The 19,510-nt window shown below is 29.7% G+C and carries 22 protein-coding genes and 1 riboswitch; of the genes, 15 read left to right on the plus strand and 7 right to left on the minus strand.

The genetic code is table 11. From position 1 onward, the window contains the following. Window positions 1–102 precede the first annotated feature (102 nt). The 3 genes from L3B98_RS14120 (at window position 103) to L3B98_RS14130 (ending at window position 2,403) form a co-directional block, all read left to right on the plus strand. Window positions 103–804, plus strand: a complete 702-nt coding sequence (locus L3B98_RS14120; RefSeq protein ID WP_015394345.1) for a pirin family protein — start codon at window positions 103–105, stop codon at window positions 802–804. Window positions 805–842: 38 nt separating this feature from the next. Beyond that, complete coding sequence (locus L3B98_RS14125) at window positions 843–1,442, plus strand: nitroreductase family protein (RefSeq protein WP_015394344.1); 600 nt, start codon at window positions 843–845, stop codon at window positions 1,440–1,442. Window positions 1,443–1,782: 340 nt separating this feature from the next. Next, window positions 1,783–2,403: a nitroreductase family protein gene (locus L3B98_RS14130; protein ID WP_015394343.1), complete on the plus strand. Its 621-nt coding sequence runs from the start codon at window positions 1,783–1,785 to the stop codon at window positions 2,401–2,403. A 78-nt stretch (window positions 2,404–2,481) separates the two neighbouring features. On the opposite strand, the gene L3B98_RS14135 is transcribed toward L3B98_RS14130, so the two are convergent. Next, window positions 2,482–2,640, minus strand: a complete 159-nt coding sequence (locus tag L3B98_RS14135; protein ID WP_156875942.1) for a hypothetical protein — start codon at window positions 2,638–2,640, stop codon at window positions 2,482–2,484. 148 nt (window positions 2,641–2,788) lie between these two features. Continuing rightward, window positions 2,789–3,754, minus strand: a complete 966-nt coding sequence (locus tag L3B98_RS14140) for a pectinesterase family protein (protein WP_077365136.1) — start codon at window positions 3,752–3,754, stop codon at window positions 2,789–2,791. A 398-nt stretch (window positions 3,755–4,152) separates the two neighbouring features. On the opposite strand from L3B98_RS14140, the gene L3B98_RS14145 reads away from it, so the two are divergent. Continuing rightward, on the plus strand, window positions 4,153–4,695 hold the full coding sequence (locus L3B98_RS14145; RefSeq protein ID WP_015394341.1) for an NADH peroxidase: 543 nt from the start codon (window positions 4,153–4,155) through the stop codon (window positions 4,693–4,695). A gap of 331 nt (window positions 4,696–5,026) precedes the next feature. Here the strand turns inward: L3B98_RS14145 and L3B98_RS14150 are convergent, their stop codons facing one another. Next, window positions 5,027–5,473 carry a MerR family transcriptional regulator gene (locus tag L3B98_RS14150; RefSeq protein WP_015394340.1) on the minus strand — a complete coding sequence of 149 codons (447 nt, stop codon included), beginning with the start codon at window positions 5,471–5,473 and terminating at the stop codon, window positions 5,027–5,029. Window positions 5,474–5,696: 223 nt separating this feature from the next. On the opposite strand from L3B98_RS14150, the gene L3B98_RS14155 reads away from it, so the two are divergent. The 10 genes from L3B98_RS14155 to gpmA all read left to right on the plus strand — a co-directional run bounded on the left by L3B98_RS14155 (window position 5,697) and on the right by gpmA (window position 14,500). Then, window positions 5,697–6,458 carry an SDR family oxidoreductase gene (locus tag L3B98_RS14155; RefSeq protein WP_077365133.1) on the plus strand — a complete coding sequence of 254 codons (762 nt, stop codon included), beginning with the start codon at window positions 5,697–5,699 and terminating at the stop codon, window positions 6,456–6,458. A gap of 357 nt (window positions 6,459–6,815) precedes the next feature. Next, window positions 6,816–7,190 carry a nuclear transport factor 2 family protein gene (locus L3B98_RS14160; protein ID WP_077365130.1) on the plus strand — a complete coding sequence of 125 codons (375 nt, stop codon included), beginning with the start codon at window positions 6,816–6,818 and terminating at the stop codon, window positions 7,188–7,190. A 155-nt stretch (window positions 7,191–7,345) separates the two neighbouring features. Then, window positions 7,346–8,164, plus strand: a complete 819-nt coding sequence (locus L3B98_RS14165; RefSeq protein WP_015394337.1) for a MerR family transcriptional regulator — start codon at window positions 7,346–7,348, stop codon at window positions 8,162–8,164. A 242-nt stretch (window positions 8,165–8,406) separates the two neighbouring features. Beyond that, window positions 8,407–8,582: riboswitch (cobalamin riboswitch) on the plus strand. A gap of 143 nt (window positions 8,583–8,725) precedes the next feature. Continuing rightward, window positions 8,726–9,532 carry a cobalt ECF transporter T component CbiQ gene (gene cbiQ, locus L3B98_RS14170; protein ID WP_236907851.1) on the plus strand — a complete coding sequence of 269 codons (807 nt, stop codon included), beginning with the start codon at window positions 8,726–8,728 and terminating at the stop codon, window positions 9,530–9,532. A gap of 12 nt (window positions 9,533–9,544) precedes the next feature. Further along, entirely contained in the window at window positions 9,545–10,369 is an 825-nt protein-coding gene (locus L3B98_RS14175) for an energy-coupling factor ABC transporter ATP-binding protein (protein ID WP_015394335.1), read from the plus strand. 184 nt (window positions 10,370–10,553) lie between these two features. Beyond that, window positions 10,554–11,306: an energy-coupling factor ABC transporter permease gene (locus L3B98_RS14180; protein WP_077365126.1), complete on the plus strand. Its 753-nt coding sequence runs from the start codon at window positions 10,554–10,556 to the stop codon at window positions 11,304–11,306. Then, the gene (locus L3B98_RS14185; protein WP_015394333.1) at window positions 11,306–11,626 is read left to right on the plus strand and encodes a cobalt transport protein CbiN; all 321 of its coding nucleotides are present in this window, start codon (window positions 11,306–11,308) and stop codon (window positions 11,624–11,626) included. Before L3B98_RS14180 ends, L3B98_RS14185 begins: the two co-directional genes overlap by 1 nt. A gap of 263 nt (window positions 11,627–11,889) precedes the next feature. Continuing rightward, the gene (locus L3B98_RS14190) at window positions 11,890–12,525 is read left to right on the plus strand and encodes a TetR/AcrR family transcriptional regulator (RefSeq protein WP_077365123.1); all 636 of its coding nucleotides are present in this window, start codon (window positions 11,890–11,892) and stop codon (window positions 12,523–12,525) included. After that, window positions 12,525–13,451, plus strand: coding sequence for a 2-dehydropantoate 2-reductase N-terminal domain-containing protein (locus L3B98_RS14195; RefSeq protein ID WP_077365120.1), 927 nt, complete (start codon window positions 12,525–12,527; stop codon window positions 13,449–13,451). Before L3B98_RS14190 ends, L3B98_RS14195 begins: the two co-directional genes overlap by 1 nt. A 317-nt stretch (window positions 13,452–13,768) precedes the next feature. After that, window positions 13,769–14,500, plus strand: a complete 732-nt coding sequence (gpmA, locus tag L3B98_RS14200) for a 2,3-diphosphoglycerate-dependent phosphoglycerate mutase (protein ID WP_015394330.1) — start codon at window positions 13,769–13,771, stop codon at window positions 14,498–14,500. Between the two features lie 66 nt (window positions 14,501–14,566). On the opposite strand, the gene feoB is transcribed toward gpmA, so the two are convergent. Further along, window positions 14,567–16,678, minus strand: coding sequence for a ferrous iron transport protein B (feoB, locus tag L3B98_RS14205; RefSeq protein ID WP_015394329.1), 2,112 nt, complete (start codon window positions 16,676–16,678; stop codon window positions 14,567–14,569). Between the two features lie 257 nt (window positions 16,679–16,935). Beyond that, window positions 16,936–17,160: a FeoA family protein gene (locus tag L3B98_RS14210; protein WP_015394328.1), complete on the minus strand. Its 225-nt coding sequence runs from the start codon at window positions 17,158–17,160 to the stop codon at window positions 16,936–16,938. 270 nt (window positions 17,161–17,430) lie between these two features. On the opposite strand from L3B98_RS14210, the gene L3B98_RS14215 reads away from it, so the two are divergent. Further along, window positions 17,431–17,904 carry an iron dependent repressor, metal binding and dimerization domain protein gene (locus tag L3B98_RS14215; RefSeq protein ID WP_015394327.1) on the plus strand — a complete coding sequence of 158 codons (474 nt, stop codon included), beginning with the start codon at window positions 17,431–17,433 and terminating at the stop codon, window positions 17,902–17,904. Window positions 17,905–18,052: 148 nt separating this feature from the next. Here the strand turns inward: L3B98_RS14215 and L3B98_RS14220 are convergent, their stop codons facing one another. Both L3B98_RS14220 and L3B98_RS14225 read right to left on the minus strand, forming a co-directional pair. Continuing rightward, the gene (locus L3B98_RS14220; protein WP_238917190.1) at window positions 18,053–18,709 is read right to left on the minus strand and encodes a macro domain-containing protein; all 657 of its coding nucleotides are present in this window, start codon (window positions 18,707–18,709) and stop codon (window positions 18,053–18,055) included. Window positions 18,710–18,838: 129 nt separating this feature from the next. Continuing rightward, window positions 18,839–19,486, minus strand: a complete 648-nt coding sequence (locus L3B98_RS14225) for a hypothetical protein (protein ID WP_173696507.1) — start codon at window positions 19,484–19,486, stop codon at window positions 18,839–18,841. Window positions 19,487–19,510 lie beyond the last annotated feature (24 nt).

The following is a 19,510-nucleotide window of genomic DNA, read 5'->3' on the forward strand; positions in this document are numbered from 1 at the left end:
AACAAAGTTACTAAAAGTAACTAGGTAATAAAAAGAACTTAGATGACATTTTGTAAGAATATGATGATATATAAGTTTATTTGGAATGGAGGTGGTTTAAAGATGTTGACCAAGAGAGCGAGTAATAATATGGGGAGCAGTGATCTTGGCTGGTTAAAGAGTAAATTTCATTTTTCTTTTGCAGAATATTATAATCCTCATAATATAAGATTTGGTGCTTTACGAGTTATAAATGATGATTTAATTGCACCAAATACAGGTTTCGATACTCATCCTCACAAGGATATGGAGATAATTACCTATATAATTGATGGTGAACTAACACATGGAGACAGTATGGGAAATGAAAACTCAATATCACGAGGACAAGTTCAATATATGAGTGCAGGAACAGGAGTTCATCATAGTGAGCATAATATTGGTAAGGAAATTGAAAGATCTTTGCAGATATGGATTTATCCAGATAAAACTGGTTATAGACCAAACTATGGTGATTATAGATTTAATTGGAGTGACAGAAAAAATAAATGGCTGCATATGGTTTCTGATAAAGCTGGAGAAGCGCCAATAAAAATAAATCAAGATGTTAATATTTATTCTTTAGAACTTGAAAAAGGAAATAAGATTAATTTTGAAGTTAATGAAGGAAGGCAAGCGTATTTAGTTCAAATTGAAGGAACTTCAATAATAAATGAAATTGAATTAAATGCTCAGGATGCATTAGAAATTGTTGAAGAGGATATATTAATTGATGGAAAAGAAACTTCACATTTTTTAATTTTAGAAATGAAAAAAGAAAATTAATTAGAAAATATTATAGATAAATTTAGGAGGGAAAAATTATGTCAAAAGATTTTTTTGCTGCAGTAGCAGATAGACGTTCATTTTATGGAATTAGTAAGGAGGCTGTGGTTTCAGATGATAGAATTAAGGAAATCATAGAACATGCTGTTAAGCATACTCCATCATCATTCAATTCTCAAAGTGCAAGAGTAGTGTTATTGCTAGGAGATCACCATGATAAATTGTGGGATATTACAAAAGAAGCTTTAAGAAAGATTGTGCCAGCAGATCAATTTAGTTCTACTGAAGAAAAAATTAATTCTTTTAAGAATGGATATGGTACAGTATTATTCTTTGAAGATTATAGTGTAGTGGAAGCACTTCAAGAACAATTCTCACTTTATAAAGATAATTTCCCAGTATGGTCAGAACAAGCAAGTGGAATGCATCAATTTGTTGTTTGGACTGGATTAGAAATTGAAGGCTTTGGAGCATCTTTGCAACATTATAATGAACTTATTGTAGATGATGTTAAGAAAGAATGGAATATTCCTGATAAATGGAAACTTATTGGTCAAATGCCATTTGGAAAACCTGTTGCAGATCCAAGTGCAAAAGAATATCAACCATTAGAAAATCGTATTAGAGTATTTAAATAAGAAGTAATTGCAAGTAAGTAATATTGGACTATCTGCATTTTTAAGAGAGATAATAGGTTTGCTAGAGTTACTAAAAAAGTGTAAATTCGCTTTAGTTTAATTTAAGATACTAAAATTAAATGATTAAAGTGTATTAAACTTTTTATAGATGTTTTTGGCAGTACACTATTAAAGATATCTCTTTAGTGCAGATAGTCTTATTTTATTATATTAACAGATAATATTTATTAAATTAAATAGAAATAGAAAAAAATTTGACAAGTAATGGTTAAAAAAACGATAATTATAATATAGGATTTTGTATATAGGATGAAAAAATTGAAAGAGAGGTTGTTTATAGATGAATGAGTTTTTGAAAATTGTTAGAGAAAGAAGATCAGCAGATAAGTTTATTGAAAATATTAAAATACCTAGAGAGGATTTTAATGATATATTTAGAGAACTTTCTTTGGCTCCTTCAGCATTTAATTTACAGCATGCGAGATATTATGTTGTAGAAGATAAGGATTTACAAGAAAAAGTTTACGATTCTGCTTTTCAACAATATAAGATAAAGACTGCTTCAGCAGTAATAATAGTTACTGGAGATAAAAATGCTTATCTTTCAGCGGATAAAATCTATGAAGGATCAATGATGCTTGGTATGCTTGATAGAACTCAGTATAACATTATGATTGATACAATTAAAAATCTTTATGAAGGTTGGGGAGAAAACTTTAAGCATGATGAAGCTATAAGAAATGCATGTTTATCAGCAATGATGTTTTTGTTATTGGCCAAGGATAAAGACTGGGATACCTGCCCAATGATATATTTTGAAAAGGATAAAATCAGTGAACTATTGAATATTCCAGATAATGAAGTGCCTGCCTTGATGATTACTATGGGAAAAATGGACAAGAGTAGTACTAAGATCAGAGGATATAGAAAACCAATTGACGAATTTGTGAAATTTTTTTAATACATAATTTATTATAAAATATTATAAAGCGCTAGTTAAGTACAAAGAGGAAACTGCAAATATATAATCGCAGTTTCCTTATTCTTTTTGCTTCCAACATTTATTACAAGTTAAGCAACATCGAGTAGCATAATTTGGACAGTGAGGACTAGTTTGTTCTTTAATAACATCAGAAGTATTATATGTAATTCTTTTTATCCATTTAGATGTATTATTTTTTATTGTTTTAATGTTCAATAAAATCACCTACTTTTAATATTATAATAAGCCTTTATTATAATATTTTAGTATTTTTTATTAGTGAAGTATGTAACATATGATACCTATAATATTTTAGGATTTAATAATTTAAATATTTATAATTTTTGTTATGTCGAGCTTTTTACTAGCTTAACCAATTATCATTTCCACCTAATATATTGGAAATCGTATATTTATTTACTTCCTCATCAGTTAAAATGTGAGACCATGAAACTCTTGTTGTATCAGAAGCGCCAGGGCCGTAGCTTTTATATTCAGCATAATAAGTTTCTTTTTCAGCAAGTGGCTTATCCCAGCTATGCCAGCCTTCTTTTTTTATATGTTCTCCAATAAAGCAGTTTATAAAAATTGTTTTTGCATAATCTCTCCAAGGCCTTCCTAGGTAAACAGTATGAGCAGGTGCGTTACTAGTTAATTTACAATCAAAGAAGACATAACCAAATTCTCTGCCTTGAACGGTTGAAGCAGCAGTTGCATAGCCGTTTACTTCAGAATTTATATCCTTTGAAAATATTTCACATTTATTAAATACAGCTGTAGCAGAACCAAAAATAAAATCGATATCACCTTCGATATAACAATTTTCATAATATTGTCTACCTACGGTTCGTTCTTTTCCTTCCATTGGTCCACCGAAATTATTGCCTTCTATAGGTTTTGGTGGAAGAGGACCAGTAAATAAGGTATCTTGATTAGCTAGAAATCTACAGTCTTTAAATATTGATTTATCTCCTTCAACATACACAGCAACAGCTTGTCCAACAATTTCTCCTTGACCTGCTGAATTTTCGATTGTTAGGTTTTTTGCAGTAAAGTCATTAGCTCTTATAAAAATAGTATAAGTGTTAAAAGTTCGGTATGCTTCACCATTTGGAAATAATTTTTTAGCATAATCATCAAATGTTAAAATAGTTTTTTCATTATCTTCACCAATAAGTGTAATATATGGCTTCAATATAGATATTTTTTCTTTGTAGACTCCATTTTTAATGTATATTTCAACTTCTTCAGAATTGTTTTCAGGAATCGAATCAATTGCTGCTTGAATAGTTTTAAATTGTCCATTTCCATCTTTTGAAACTATTATCATATAAAAATCCTTCTTTCTATAACGGGCAACTAGAAATAAGTAGAGTAGGTGCCTAGGTAATTATTAAAACTTAGTAAGTATTATACCATAAATTAACTTTAGCATTATATGATAAGTTCATATTTTTTATTTTAAAACTAGAAAATAAGTTATATAATATAAGTAGGAATATGTTAGAAAATTAAGAAGATTGTGCTTCGTTGAACTTTTATATCAAAAATATAATTGACATAGGTTATATGGTTATTTTAGTAGGATTATGGAAATGAATAAAAAATTTATAAAAAAATTATAAATAGCTATTTACAACTAATAATAATTATTATATAATAAAAACTGTGATGAGGATAAAATAAAAAATATAAAAAATAATAATTAAATTTTGGGAGGAAGAGATTATGAAAAAATTTGTTTGTACAGTATGTGGATATGTTCATGAAGGAGATGCAGCACCAGACAAATGTCCAGTATGTGGTGTTGGAGCAGAAAAATTTAAAGAACAATCAGGAGAAATGACTTGGGCTGCAGAACATGTAGTTGGAGTAGCACAAGGAGTTTCAGAAGATATATTAGCAGATTTAAGAGCTAACTTTGAAGGAGAATGTTCAGAAGTTGGAATGTACTTAGCTATGTCAAGAGTTGCACATAGAGAAGGATACCCAGAAATTGGATTATACTATGAAAAAGCTGCTCATGAAGAAGCAGAACATGCAGCTAAGTTTGCTGAATTATTAGGAGAAGTTATTACAGATTCTACTAAGAAAAACTTAGAATTAAGAGTTGCAGCTGAAAATGGAGCAACAGCAGGTAAGTTCGATTTAGCTAAGAGAGCTAAAGCAGCTAATTTAGATGCTATTCATGATACAGTACATGAAATGGCTAGAGATGAAGCTAGACATGGTAAAGCATTCAAAGGATTATTAGATAGATATTTTGGATAAACCGACCACATATACTTTGGTGGCTCACAAAGCTCCCACAAACCTTTGTAAATAAAGGCTTGTGGGAGCTTTTTTATGTACCAACCCTATGTACGCAGTACACGGGTTGAGGAAGGAAGATATATGCCATAGGGATTAATGTTTTTGTGGCTTTTTAACAAACTCAAGGGAAAACTCGTGGGTAAATTGTAAAAAATGAGGGGTAAAAAAACACCTCAAGAGATAATCCTACGAGATTCCGTGCAGACCCTATGCCGTAAGGAAGTAGCTGTGTGCAACGGTGTTGAAGCGCGTCATGGTGCTGCTTTAAATGGACTATTGGGCAGATATTTCAAATATTACCAGCTTCATCAGTTTGTAATAATTTATTCTCACGTTTTTCTTCATAAGCGTGTCTTCTTTGTTCGTTAATAATTTCTATGGCATTAGGAGCCTCATACATTTCAATCTTAAAATCGACTATTTCTAGACTTTTATTAAGTTCCTCTATCTGTTGCAGAATTTCCTTACGATGTTCAAAAAGTAATTTTTTTCGTGCATCTATAGTATTAGCACCTTCCATACAGAAATCAATATATCTTTTAATATCTTTAATTTGCATTCCTGAATTCTTTAAACAACAAATCACCTTAAATAAATTTAAATCTGATTCAGTAAATTCTCTATTTCCTGATTTATTTCTTGAGACAAATGGTAAAAGCCCTTCTTTGTCATAAAAACGAATTGTATATATAGAAAGCCCCAAAATCTGTGATATATCTTTTATTGAATATGTCAATTCTAAAATCCCCTTTAAATTTATTTAATTTTAAAAAAAACTTGACCTCGATATAACTCTAGGTATTAACATGAGTATAAATTATAAGAAATTTATTTTCAAGTGATTTATACATGCTTATGTATATAGAAATTAATGATTAAGATAATAGTATAAGTAGCAGTATAAATAATGAAATATTAATTTCTAAATGATTAATAAAAATTTAGAGGAGATATTTTTTATGAACAAAAATAGTAAAATTGCATTAGTTACAGGTGGAAGTCGTGGAATTGGTCGAGATTCTGCATTATCATTATCTAAAAAAGGAATAGATGTAATTATCACTTACAATAATCAAAAAGAAAAGGCAGATGAAGTTGTAAAGGAAATTGAAGTAAGTGGTGGTAAGGCTGCTGCTATTCAGCTTGATGTAAGTGATATATCTTCCTTTGATTCCTTTGTATCTAAGTTATCAGATGTTTTAAAAGCTAAATGGAATCAAGAGAGTTTCAATTTTTTAATTAATAATGCAGGAATTTCAAATCATACACCTATTTTAAAAGTTACAGAAGAAGAATTTGACAAAACATTTAATGTTCACTTTAAAGGAGTTTTCTTTTTAACACAAAAATTAATTCCTCTAATTGCAGACGAAGGTAGAATTATAAACACTTCTACAATGTTAACTCGTTCTACATATCCAGGATCTGGGCTTTATGCTTCTGCGAAAGGTGCGGTAGAAGTTTTTACTAGATATTTAGCTAAGGAATTAGGAGCAAGAAGAATAAGGGCGAATACTATAGCTCCAGGTGCCATTAATACTGAATTTAGTGGAGATACTTATATCAAAAATCCAGGTTTAAAAGATAGGATTGCTTCTCAAACTACACTTGGAAGAATGGGCGAAGCTTCTGATATTGGACCTGTTGTTGCAAGTCTTTGCTCAGATGAAATGGGATGGGTCACCGGACAATGTATTGGAGTATGTGGCTCAGTGCTTTAAGAGCAAAGTTGCTCTACTGGGCAAGTAAAGAGGAAATAACCTTGAAGTATTATATTCATATCACACAGGGTATGCGTGAAAATCTGATGAGCGCGCTTAACTCTATCTGATACTACTTTATTTGCAAATATGAAAACTCGTGGGAAAGCTCAAGGGATTTTCCCACGAGTTTCCGTGCAGGCCCTACTTGGTAGGGATGTTGCTTCTCATATCCGAGAAGAAGCAAGACATAGTAAAGCATTCAAAGGATTATTAGATAGATTCTTCAAACAAAAAAATCTAATATAATAAAGAGCATTGTTTATATAGAATGGAAATGGTATTATTTACATAAAAAGAAGTAATGGAGATATGATGATGAGTGATCGAGAAGAAATAATAAAGAAATATTTTGGTGCTTGGATAAATAACAATAGTTTAGTATTAAAAGATATTTTTGATAGAAATATAATTTATAGCGAATGTTATGGACCTGAATACCATGGGATAAATACAATTGAAACTTGGTTTGAGGATTGGAATAAAAGAGGCGAAGTCTTGATTTGGGATATAAAGCAGTTTGTTCATCAAGGTAATATATCTGTAGTTGAATGGTATTTTAAATACAAATATGATGGGGAAGTCGGAGAATTTGATGGGGTCTCACTTATTGAATTTAATGATGATAACTATATAGTAACCTTAAAGGAATTTCAATCTAAAGTTCCACATTACTATCCATATGAAAATTAAATCAAATTAAAAAATGTTTTATTTAAAACTATAAAAACAATATTTACTATATATAATTTTTAAATAAAAAAATATAAATTTTTTTCATAAACCTCTTGACCTTACCCTTAACTGGAAGGTTTATACTATGTTTGTCGACAGAAAGGAGAATTGATGTGTATACAATCGGGCAGTTTTCTAAAATTGGTAGAGTTTCAACTAAGACACTTCGGTATTATGATGAAATTGAGCTTCTAAAACCTATGCGTGTAGACAAAGATACTCAATACAGATATTATTCATATGAACAAGTCTTAAAGCTTATTTTTATATCTGAATTAAAGACTTATGGATTAAAATTAGAAGAAATTAAAGTTGTTATGGATAAGCAGGATTCAGACTTGTTAAAAAAGTTTCTAAGGAATAAAATTAGTGAAATTAATGAAGAAGTGCAAAATAATTTGAAACTCAAAGATTCTATTGAAGAAAAAATTAAGAAAATTGAGTTAGGAGGCAATATTATGGAAGCAAAGAAAGATTTAAAAGTTGAATTGAAGGAAAGAGAACCATTAGTTGTTATTAGCAGGAGAACAATTACAAGTATGAGTAATATAAGCAGTGTAATAGGAAAGGTATTTGAAGAGATCTTCAAGCTTGGTCTAAAACAAGAAGGACCTGTAATGACAATTTATCATGACAAACAAGAATTTGATGTTGAAAATGCAGACTGTGAGATCTGTATTCCAATAAATAGTAAAGTAAATATGGAGAAGAGCGAAAACATAAAAGAGCTTTCGGGTGGTTTGGTTGCAGCCATAACATTTATAGGGCCATATTCAAGACTTGGAGAAGCTTATGGTACCATTGTAAAATGGATTGATGAGAATGGATATAAAAGCGTGGCTGCACCTTTTGATATTTATTTAAATAGTCCTCAAAGTGTTGGAAGTCCAGAAGAATTTATAACTGAGGTATGTTTTCCAATTAGTAAATAGTGTATTGAATCTTAGTAGAGGAAACATTTTATATTTATTTTTAGCTAATTACATGTTTATGTTATGAAAAGATAATATATATGGTGAGGGTTGAGAGTTGTATCTTAACCCTTTTTGTATATGAAATTACAACAATAATTTGAAAGTCGACTAATATAATTGACTTTTTCGTAATAAAAATGTTATGTTATACATGGAAGAAATTATAAACTACAAATTAATAATAAAATATGGGTTTAATTAAAATTATATTTTATATTGCTTTTAATTAATTAAAAGGGAATTAGGTGAAAGTCCTAAACTATCCCGTAGCTGTATTAGAGGAGTTTAAATGCAATTAAGTCACTTGCGAGCAGGGAAGACGTATTTAAACGAAGATTCTTAAGTCAGAAGACCTGCCTATATTTTGCACCAGTAACTCTACGAGTGATAGAGGGGGCGTTTAATGAAAATTTATTTGCTGATTTTGTATGAGTAAGTATGTTTGATTATTATGTCTTTTTAACACTTTTGTTAGAAGGGCTTTTTATTTTTCATAAAATTAAGGAGAGGTGATTTGAAATAATTAATAAACATAAAATAGGTCATAAGCAAGGAGAAGGATATTCTATTGATTTTTATGCTTATGCATCAAAAATCAGACAATGGAATGCAACTTTTAAAGTAGGGCTAGCTCTATTAACCTTGATTAGTTGCATTACATTGGACAATCCCTATGTATCTATTGTTGTTATAACAGCTATGGCTTATCTGACAGTAATTAAAGGAGAAATTCCCTTAAGAGCATACTTATCAATATTAGCAATTCCAATTGCGTTTATTTTACTAAGTACTTTTACTATTGCAATTGATTTTTCTAAAGATCCTATAGGACAGTATAATTTATATCTTGGATTTGGTTATGTTTTTACTTCAATAATGCAACTTAAGAAAATGATAGTTTTGATTTTGAAAATTTTTGCAGCTATTAGCGCTTTACAAATGCTAACATTATCAACTCCGTCTTCTGAGATTATTTATGTGTTACGTAAAGCTTGTGTACCTAAGATTATTATAGAATTAATGAGTCTTATTTATCGTTATATATTTATTTTAATGGATGTAGCTACTAAGATGAAAAATTCAGCAAAATCACGTCAGGGTTACTGCGATTTTAAAACTTCTTGCTATACTTTTGGCAATATTGCAAGTAATATGCTTATTATTTCTCTTAAGAAAGCAAATGCATATTATGACGCTATGGAAGCTCGGTGTTATGATGGAGAGCTTGTCTTTTTAGAGGAAGACAAAGATATTGATAAAATGCAGCTTGTTGTGGCAGCAGCATTTATAAGTTTTTTAATATTGCTTGGGAGTTTTACAAGATAGAAAGGAACAATTATGAAAAAATTGATTTTAAAAATTGAGGATTTAGCCTATACCTATGGAAATGGAAAAGCTGCATTAGCTGGAGTAAGTGTGGATCTTTATGAAGGTGAGAAAATTGCTGTTATTGGTTCTAATGGTTCAGGAAAATCTACATTCTTCCTAAACGTAGATGGTGTACTTACCCCAGAACAAGGAAAAATTTTTTATAGAGATACACTTATTAATAAAAAGAATTTAAAGGAGCTTAGAAAAAATATAGGAATTGTATTTCAAGATGCAGACAATCAAATTATTGCATCTACAGTTAAAGCGGAAGTTGGTTTTGGACCGATGAATTTAAAGCTTTCAAAAGAAGAAGTATTAGAACGAGTTGATGAAGCTTTAGAATATATGAATATTTCACATTTAAAAGATCGTCCACCACACTATTTAAGCGGTGGTGAGAAGAAACGTGTAAGTATTGCCGATATAATAGCTATGAAATCAGAAATTATTATTTTTGATGAACCAACGGCAGCACTAGATCCAGTAAATGCCATTATGTTAGAAGAAGTTTTAAGTAAACTTGGAGCTGAGGGAAAGACAATGCTAATATCTACCCATGATGTAGATTTTACCTATAGATGGGCTGAAAGAGTTCTTGTATTTTCAGAAGGAAAAATTATTGCAGATGGATCCCCACTGGAAATTTTTCAAAATAAGAAAATTTTGAAGCAGGCGAATTTAAGGCAACCAACTTTGCTTGAAGTATATGAATTTTTAGTTGAAAAAAATATTTTAAAAGATATAAAGCAATATCCTAAAAGTATACAAGAATTTAAAAATATACACATATAAAAAAAGTGCGATAGCACAACTAAGATCTTTTGACATATAAAAAAAGTGAGTTAGCTATATTTATGTGACCGAGATTTCTTTCTAAGCTTTGGCATTAACTTAAAAATGATAATTGAACATCTATAATTGGCTCATATGTTATTTGATTTTTACATGAGTATTTAAATGTTAGGGGAGGATAAAAATGAATAAAAAAGAAAAGAGAATTATTGGTTTAGCAGCAGCATTTGCTATGTTTTTTGGAGTGGCACCAGCAGCAAATGCAATGCATATTATGGAGGGGTATCTTCCACCACAGTTTTGTATTATATGGGGTGTTGTATGTATCCCATTCATAGTAGCAGGTTATTTATCTATTAAGAAGACTTTGTCAGAGCATCGTAGAGCAATTACTATTTTAGCTATGGCAGGAGCATTTGTTTTTGTACTTTCATCTTTAAAGATTCCATCAGTAACAGGAAGCTGTTCACATATGACTGGTACTGGGCTTGGAGCAATACTATTTGGACCAAGTGCAGTTAGTATCTTAGGAATAATTGTACTTATTTTTCAAGCAATTCTGCTAGCGCATGGTGGGATTACTACTCTTGGTGCTAATACATTTTCGATGGCTATTGCAGGACCATTTGTTTCATATGGAATATATAAATTGTGTAAGGTTTTGAAAATAAACAAATATGTAGGTATTTTCTTGGCAGCAGCAATTGGAGACTTATTTACTTATTGTGTCACAAGTATTCAACTTGCACTTGCGTATCCATCTGAAAGTGGAGGTATAATTGTGTCAGCAATTAAATTTCTTGCAGTATTTGCACCAACGCAAGTTCCATTAGCAATTATTGAAGGTATTTTGACAGTTGTTATTATAATTGGTCTTGAAACATATGCAAAACCTGAATTAAAAGAACTTGGAGTAGTGATGGGAGGCGAAAATTAATGACAAAAACTAAAAAAACAGTTGTAAGTTTATTAATTATTGCAGCATTAATTGCTCTTATACCATTATTTACGTTGAAAGGTGCTGAATTCGGAGGTTCTGATGATGCGGGAAGTAAGGTGGTTTCTGAAATTACGGGAACTGAATATGAGCCTTGGTTTAAGCCAGTTATGGAAACTTGGATTGGTGGAGAATTACCAGGCGAAGTTGAAAGTTTACTTTTTTGCGTACAGACAGGCATTGGAGTTGGTATAATTGCCTTTTTTATGGGAAGATTCGTAGAGAGAAAGAAAATAGAAAATGAGAAAAACAAAATTTAATAATAGCTTTAGAATATAAAATATAAAAAAATGATATCCTGTGAGAATAGGATCATGCAGAGCCTTGTTCAGCATTATATTGGACAAGGCTCTATTAAATAAAAGTTTAACTTAAAAACTATGTTTAGCTATATAATTTAAGAATAATTTTATACATAAAGAAATGTATTGTATTTTATAAGAAATATTAGAATATATTGACAAAGTTGATTAGTGTTACTTATAATTAAACCAACGGTCGGTTTAATTATAAGGAGAGTAAAATGGCAAGAACAAATAAAGAGTTTGATAACAAGAGAAATGAATTACTAAAATCAATATGGGATATATTTATTGCAAATGGTTATGAGAATACTACAATTGCATTTATTATTAAAACTTTAAATATATCAAAGGGGGCTTTTTATCATTATTTTTCTTCAAAAGAAGAATGCGCAGATGCTGCAATAGAAATGCAGGTGGAACTTTGGATTGACGAAATAGAAAAGCATGATTCAAAAGAATTAAAAGCTGATGCAAGATTTAAAGAAATAATTTTAAATGGAATAAAGGCTGTAAATAGTAATAGGAGTCAGAATGAAAAAATGGATACTCCAGCAAATGCAGTATTTCATCAGAAATTGATGGTTAGTATTACTAAGAGATTTGCACCTTTTTATGCTGATATAATATTGCAAGGAATTAAAGAAGGAATTTTTCATGCAAAATACCCACTCGAAACAGCAGAGATGATTTTAACTTTATCTAATTTTTACCTAGATATGAATTTATTTAAGTGGGATAGAGAGACAATAGCATCAAAAGTTTGTGCGTTTGAAGAAATTCTCACACAAAGTTTGGGGTCTGAAAAAAATACATTTAGTTTTATTGCTAATTTATTTGAATTGGAGGAGAAATAATGAAGATATTAATAGTTGGTACAGGAGTAATTGGAACTTTGTATGGACATTCACTTTCAAAATGTAATGAAGTTACTCATTTTGTACGTGAAAATAAGTTTAGCATTATGAATAATAAAACTATAACATATGATATTATAGATGAACGTGAAACGGAAGAGCGTATGTATACAACAGGAGAATATACTTACAAATGTGTAATTAATGTAGAGTGTGAATATGATTTGATTATTGTTCCTGTAAATTCATATCAATTAAAGGGGGTACTTGAAACACTTATTAAACAGGTGCCTAATTCTGATTATGTACTATTCACATTGAATTGGAATGGAACAGAAGAGATTGATAAGATTCTAAAAAAAGAACAATACATTATGGGTTATGCTGGAGGAGGAGGTACCTTTAGAGATAATCTGCTTTGGGGAAATATAGGACAAGATATTACCTTAGGGACAGTATATGAAGATCAAAAGCCATTACTTAGCAAGACAATTGACATCTTTAAAGAGTGTGGGATTGTGCCTGAGGTTCCATGTAATGTGCTACATTGGTTATGGATACACAATGTAGGAGCAAGTCCTGTAGGAATAGGTCTTTCAAAATATAATGATCTAGGTGAGTTTTTAAAGGATGAAAAGCTAGTAGAAACATGTTTTAAAGCAATGAATGAAGGGTATAGTTTGTGTGAAAAGCGAGGAGTTAATCTAAATGAATTTCCAGAAGTCCAAATGATTAAAATGCCATTTTCTACTTTATATCCAATGTTTAAAAGAAATTTTGAAGAAAACCCGATAATGCAGCGTTATACCGCTCATGCATTACTTGCAATTGATGAGATGAAAGATAATTTTATACAAATGCTTAAGCTTGGAAAAGAAATGAAAATTAATATACCTAATATGGAAGAATTAAATAAGTTAATTTAATTTTCGTCTAGATGATTGGATTTATGTGGTGAATAACATTTTAAAGTAAAAAATAATATAAGTTTGCAGAGAATATAAATTTAGAAGTTTCAATTGGTTAAGTAAAGTCTAAGAACATCTATAGAGTGAATATAGGTGTTTTTTTGTCGTAGGATTTATAATTGTAGCTTTTATTAATAAGTTATTAATAAGTTATTGATAATAATTTTCAAATAAGTATACATGTCCAATATAAAGTAGTATAATATATTAAAAGATAATAATTATTAATAAATAAAAATTTAAATGATTGATATTAAGAGAGGATTGATATATATATGATTAAATTAGTATTGATAAGACATGGGGAAAGTATTTGGAATTTAGAAAATAAATTTACTGGCTGGACTGATGTGGATTTATCTGAAAATGGACTTAAGGAAGCAAGATTGGCTGGGGAAATACTTAAAAAAAATGGATTTGCTTTTGATATAGCCTATACTTCTGTTTTAAAAAGAGCAATAAGGACATTAGATATAATATTGCATGAGATGGATTTAATGTGGATACCAGTAAATAAATCTTGGAAGCTTAACGAAAGACATTATGGAGCACTCCAAGGCTTAAATAAGGCAGAAACTGCAGAAAAATATGGAGAAGAACAAGTTCATAAGTGGAGAAGATTTGTAAATGTAAGACCACCAGAATTAACAAAAGATGATCCAAGATATGGTGGACATGATTTGAGATATAAAGATTTAAAAGAAGGTGAAATTCCATTAACAGAAAATTTAGCAGATACAGAAAAAAGAGTTTTAGAGGAATGGAATGAAAATATAGCTCCAAAATTAAAAGAAGGTAAAAAAATTATAATAGCAGCTCATGGAAACACTCTAAGAGCTCTAGTAAAATATCTAGATAATATTTCTAGTGATGGAATAGCTAATTTAAATATACCTACAGGTACACCTTTAGTATATGAATTAGATGAAAATCTAGCACCTATAGATAGCTATTATTTATCCTTAGAAGGAAAAATACCTGAAAATATAATAGACAAGCATATTTAAGTATAAATGAAATGAAAAAAGGTTAGAAATATCGTTGTTTCTAACCTTTTTAGCTGTTATATAGAGTTAGTTGAAAAGATGGAATAAAGTGCTGGTAATAAAACATACGCAAATGGCAATACAAGTAGGAATAAGTACTGCGAGTCCTGTCCATTTTAAACTTCCAGTTTCTTTTTTTATAGTTAAAAGCGTTGTGGCACATGGCCAGTGTAATAAACTAAATAACATAGTGTTTAAAGCTGTAAGATAAGTCCAATGATGAGATAATAATATCTGTCTTAGAGAATCTATACTATCGAATTCAATCATAGAGCCAGTTGAAAGATAACTCATAATCAGTATTGGAAGCACAATCTCATTTGCTGGAAGTCCTAATATAAAAGCCATTAAGATAAAGCCATCTAAACCTATAAGTTGTGCAAAAGGATTGAGGAAAGCAGCTATATGATTAGTAATACTTAAATCACCTATATATACATTAGCAAGTATCCAAGTTAATGCACCTGCTGGTGCAGCTACAACTGCGGCCCTCCAGAGAACAAAAACAGTTCGGTCAATTATAGAAGTATATAAGACACGTCCAATCTTAGGAACCCTATAAGGAGGAAGTTCTAAAGTAAAAGTTGATGGGACTCCTTTTAAAATTGTTTTTGATAAACCATAAGATACTAATAAAGTTATACCTATCCCTATAACAACCAGTCCTGTTATAGTCAAAGTAGGGAGGAAACTTACTTTACTTTCACTCTGAGAAACGAGGAAAACTGTAGCAATGGCTATTAGGGTTGGGAATCTTCCATTACAAGGGACGAAGTTATTGGTTAATATGGCTATAAGCCTTTCTCTAGGAGATTCGATTATTCTGCAGGAAATTATTCCAGCAGCATTACAACCAAACCCCATGCACATAGTCAAGCACTGCTTACCATGTGCGCAAGCTTTTTTAAATAAGTGATCAAGGTTAAAAGCTACTCTAGGTAAATAGCCTAAGTCTTCTAGGATTGTGAAGATAGGGAAAAATATAGCCATAGGAGGGAGCATTACAGAGATTACCCATGCTAAGGTTCTATATAGTCCAAGAATAAGAATTCCATGAAGCCAGCTTGGTGCATTGATGCTGGTAAACCATAAAGTAAGCGTATCCTCAAATTTGAAAAGAACATTAGCAATTATGTCAGAAGGTATGTTAGCCCCAGTAATTGTAATCCAAAAGACTAATGCTAAAACCAGAAGCATTAATGGAATTCCAAATATTTTGGAAGTAATATAATTATCTATAACTCTATCTCTATTAATTTTTGCTTTATCTTCTTTAACATATTTATCTCTAACTTCTTCAGCTTTTATATAAATCTGTTCTGAAATATCATCTCGTAGGTTTCTCTTCTTATCATAGTTTTCATGGGACTCAGTTTTTTCAAGGATTTCTTCTAATAATTTTTTATCTACATTGTTAAAAATAGAATCCATTAACTTTTTATCACCATCTATGATTCTTAAGGCCAACCATCTAGAATTTATTCCGACTATGCTTTTTTCAATAATAGGTTGAAGGGATTTTATTTTCTCTTCTATATAATCATTGTATATTACAGTTTTAGGTTTTGACTTGATTTCTTCAGTAGTTATTTCATATACCTTTTCTTTCAGTTCATTTATTCCTTGGCCACTTCTAGCTGCACATAAAACTGTAGGAATACCAAGCTCTTTTTCTATACCTTTACCGTCTATAACTATGTTTTTCTTTTTTGCTTCATCAATAAGATTTATGCATAATATAACATTATCAGTTAATTCCATAACTTGATAAACAAGATTTAAATTTCTTTCGAGACAAGTTGCATCTGTAACAACTATTACAGCATCTGAATTACCAAAACAAATGAAATCTCTTGCTACCTCCTCTTCTACAGAGGAGGCAAATAATGAATAAGTACCAGGAAGATCAACTAATATATTTTCTCTGTTTTTATAAGTAAATTCACCGCGTGCATTGACTACTGTTTTACCTGGCCAATTTCCAGTATGTTGATGCAGCCCTGTTAATGAGTTGAATACTGTGCTTTTACCTGTATTTGGGTTGCCAGCAAGAGCAATAATGAATTGTCCATCTTTTTTTTCAATCTTAAATATATCTGTCATGGCATTATTTTTGGTTGATTCATATGTTAGCCCCATTATTACCTCCTAAAATATATTACATAAAATCTAAGAAATATTGCTCAATAATCTAGAAGTTGTATTTAAGTTAGAAATAAGAGTGAAGAGGCAATAATTTTGGAGAAAAACTATTGTTTTATCCTAAATTAGATTTATTAAAAAGATCTAAAGTTATTTTAACCGGAACTATTACCTATTACTTCTTACATAAGTTAGAATATTACTAAAGTTAATTAATTAGAACTTATATATTAAAAATGAATGATTAATATTAATTATTCATCAACAGATATTAAAGATGCTTCTTCGTTTCTAAGTGCTATCATAGCACCGCGTATATTATAAACTGTTGGATCTCCAGAAGGACCTTTTCTTATAACCTCAATCTTTGCACCTCTTGTGAGACCAAGTGCCAACATCCTTTCTCTTAGCATTCCTGATGCTGACAGTTCATTAACTTTAACAAATTTCCCTACTGATATATTATTAAGATTTATCATTTTATCGCCTCCATTAAAAGATCTTATTAAAGTTTCATAAAAGTAAATTATTTTTAATCGCCTAAGAATGTTTCTATAAACTAACTTTAATACAAGTTATGATAATAGATTCAATAATGTGACATTATAAACTATAAGAACTTATCAAATTTTTATAAGTTCTTTTATGAGAATATTAATTGATGTATATTTATTAGAATAGTAAATATATTTTGTAAGTATTAGCAATATAATTAAAGTAATAAATAATAAATGAAGGGTATCAGAAAAATGATAGAAAATGAATTTTTTACATTTAGAGAATATATGAGAAAAAATCAGAATATCCTATCTCCTTCAGCAGAGGATTACATGGAAATGATATATAGACTTTCAAGTAAAACAGGATTTATTCGTGTTAATGATCTGGCAACAGCATTAAATGTACAACCACCATCAGTTACGAGAATGATTAAGAAATTAGCAGAAGTAAATTTGATTAAATATGAAAAGTATGGAGTAATTATTCTTAAAAATGATGGATTAAAACTAGGGGAATATTTATTACAACGTCATAATTTAATTGAAAAGTTCTTAAAATTATTAAATGTAGAAGATGGATTATTGGAGGAGACAGAAAAGATAGAACATACAATTTGCAGTAATGTATTATATGGAATAGGGGATTTAGTGAATTTTTTTTATGATAATCCTAATTTTATTGAGGAATTTAATGAATATAGAAGTGAGAAAAACAATAGCTAACGTAAAGAAAGTTTCGTTATTACAAAGAATTAATAAGCATAGGCTTTAACTTAAACCTATGCTTTAATATTTGGATACATAAACCTTTTAATGTGTTGCTTTCGTAAGTAATTTATAATTTAGTAATGTTAATTAGAACATATATATATTAGATGTTGTGTTCTGATTTTTCTAATCTGTTTTCATATAAAGTTTTATAAGTATTATAAGTCTTTTCTTCAAAACAAACCATTGCAATTTTTTCGAAAGTATCTGGTGAGTTTTGAATAAAGGTTAAAATTTCATCTAAGGCTATATTACATGCATCTTCTAAAGGGTAAGAGTATGCCCCAGTACTTATTGATGGAAAAGCAATAGTTTTAATTGGATGTTCTTCAATATAATCATTGAGCTCCTTAAGAAAAAAGTCTTTTTGTTTACCACCTAATTTATAAAGGTTTTGATTTAGAAATTCATTGCATTGCTTAGAGTAGACTTCTACATAGTTAGCTGCTAGCAGAAGGGAAGAGTGATAAGCGTTTCTTAGATATTTTTCTTCTGTGCCATTATTCCTAAAAATTGGACCAACAGTATGAATTACCCAATATACACCTGAATCAAATAAGTTATAGGATTTAGTTAGTTTTGCCTTACCTGTCATGCATCCATTTAAATGACGACATTCCTCTAATAATTTATCACCACAGGCTTTGTGAATTGCACCATCAACACCTCCACCACCAAGCAAGGAAGTATTTGCTGCATTTACAATGGCATCAAATTTAATTTTTGTTATATCGCCAAACAATATTTCTAATTTAGTCAAGTTAATCACCTCATATTAGTCATAAAATCTCTTACTTTAATAGTTTACACCTAATTAATATAAATAAAAATACTTATTTAACATTTTATGTAAAATAAGTATTTTTATTTATAATTATTAATTATAAAATTAAAGTGGTTGGTTTTCTAAATTAGATCTTCTATTATCTAATGGATTTAAATTAATGTGATGTACTTTCATTGTTTCATCAGGTGACATGATTAGTTCATCTAAACGAATTCTGCCTTCTGGAGTATTTGCTACAACCATTATTTCAGAGCCCTTTTTATATGTAACCCAATTGTAACCGTCTTTTATTACTTGATCTACATCATCCATTGAAATTAAAGCAGTGTCTTTATGATTTCCAAATTTGTCTCTTAATATTATTCCCATAGTGTAATGATCTATTTTTGTACAATCATTTTTAGAATTTCTATTGTATAATTCTAGATTTTCTTTTCTGTTGTCTAAAGTATTTCCATTTAAGTGTTTAATTGGAGCTTTAGGGTTAACATCTAAGATTACAGATTGTATAGTTACCTTAGTAGATACTGTTTTACCATTAACTTTAGAAGTAGTTAATGTTTGAACAAGATAGTTATTAAAATCCTTATGCCATTCAGCAAACCAAGTTCCAGCCTTTTGAACTTTTTCAGTGTCAAATGTATCTATTTTGCAAATTAATTCGCTGCCGTCTTTCTTTAAAACTGTAATTTCAGTTAGATTACCTTTAGTATTATATTTGTTTTCTTGAGTTTTATAATTTGTTTTTATGGTTAAGCACCTCTTTCTTGATTT

Origin of the sequence: Clostridium sp. YIM B02555 (genome assembly GCF_022320955.1) — a bacterium.
Taxonomy (GTDB): domain Bacteria; phylum Bacillota; class Clostridia; order Clostridiales; family Clostridiaceae; genus Clostridium; species Clostridium saccharoperbutylacetonicum.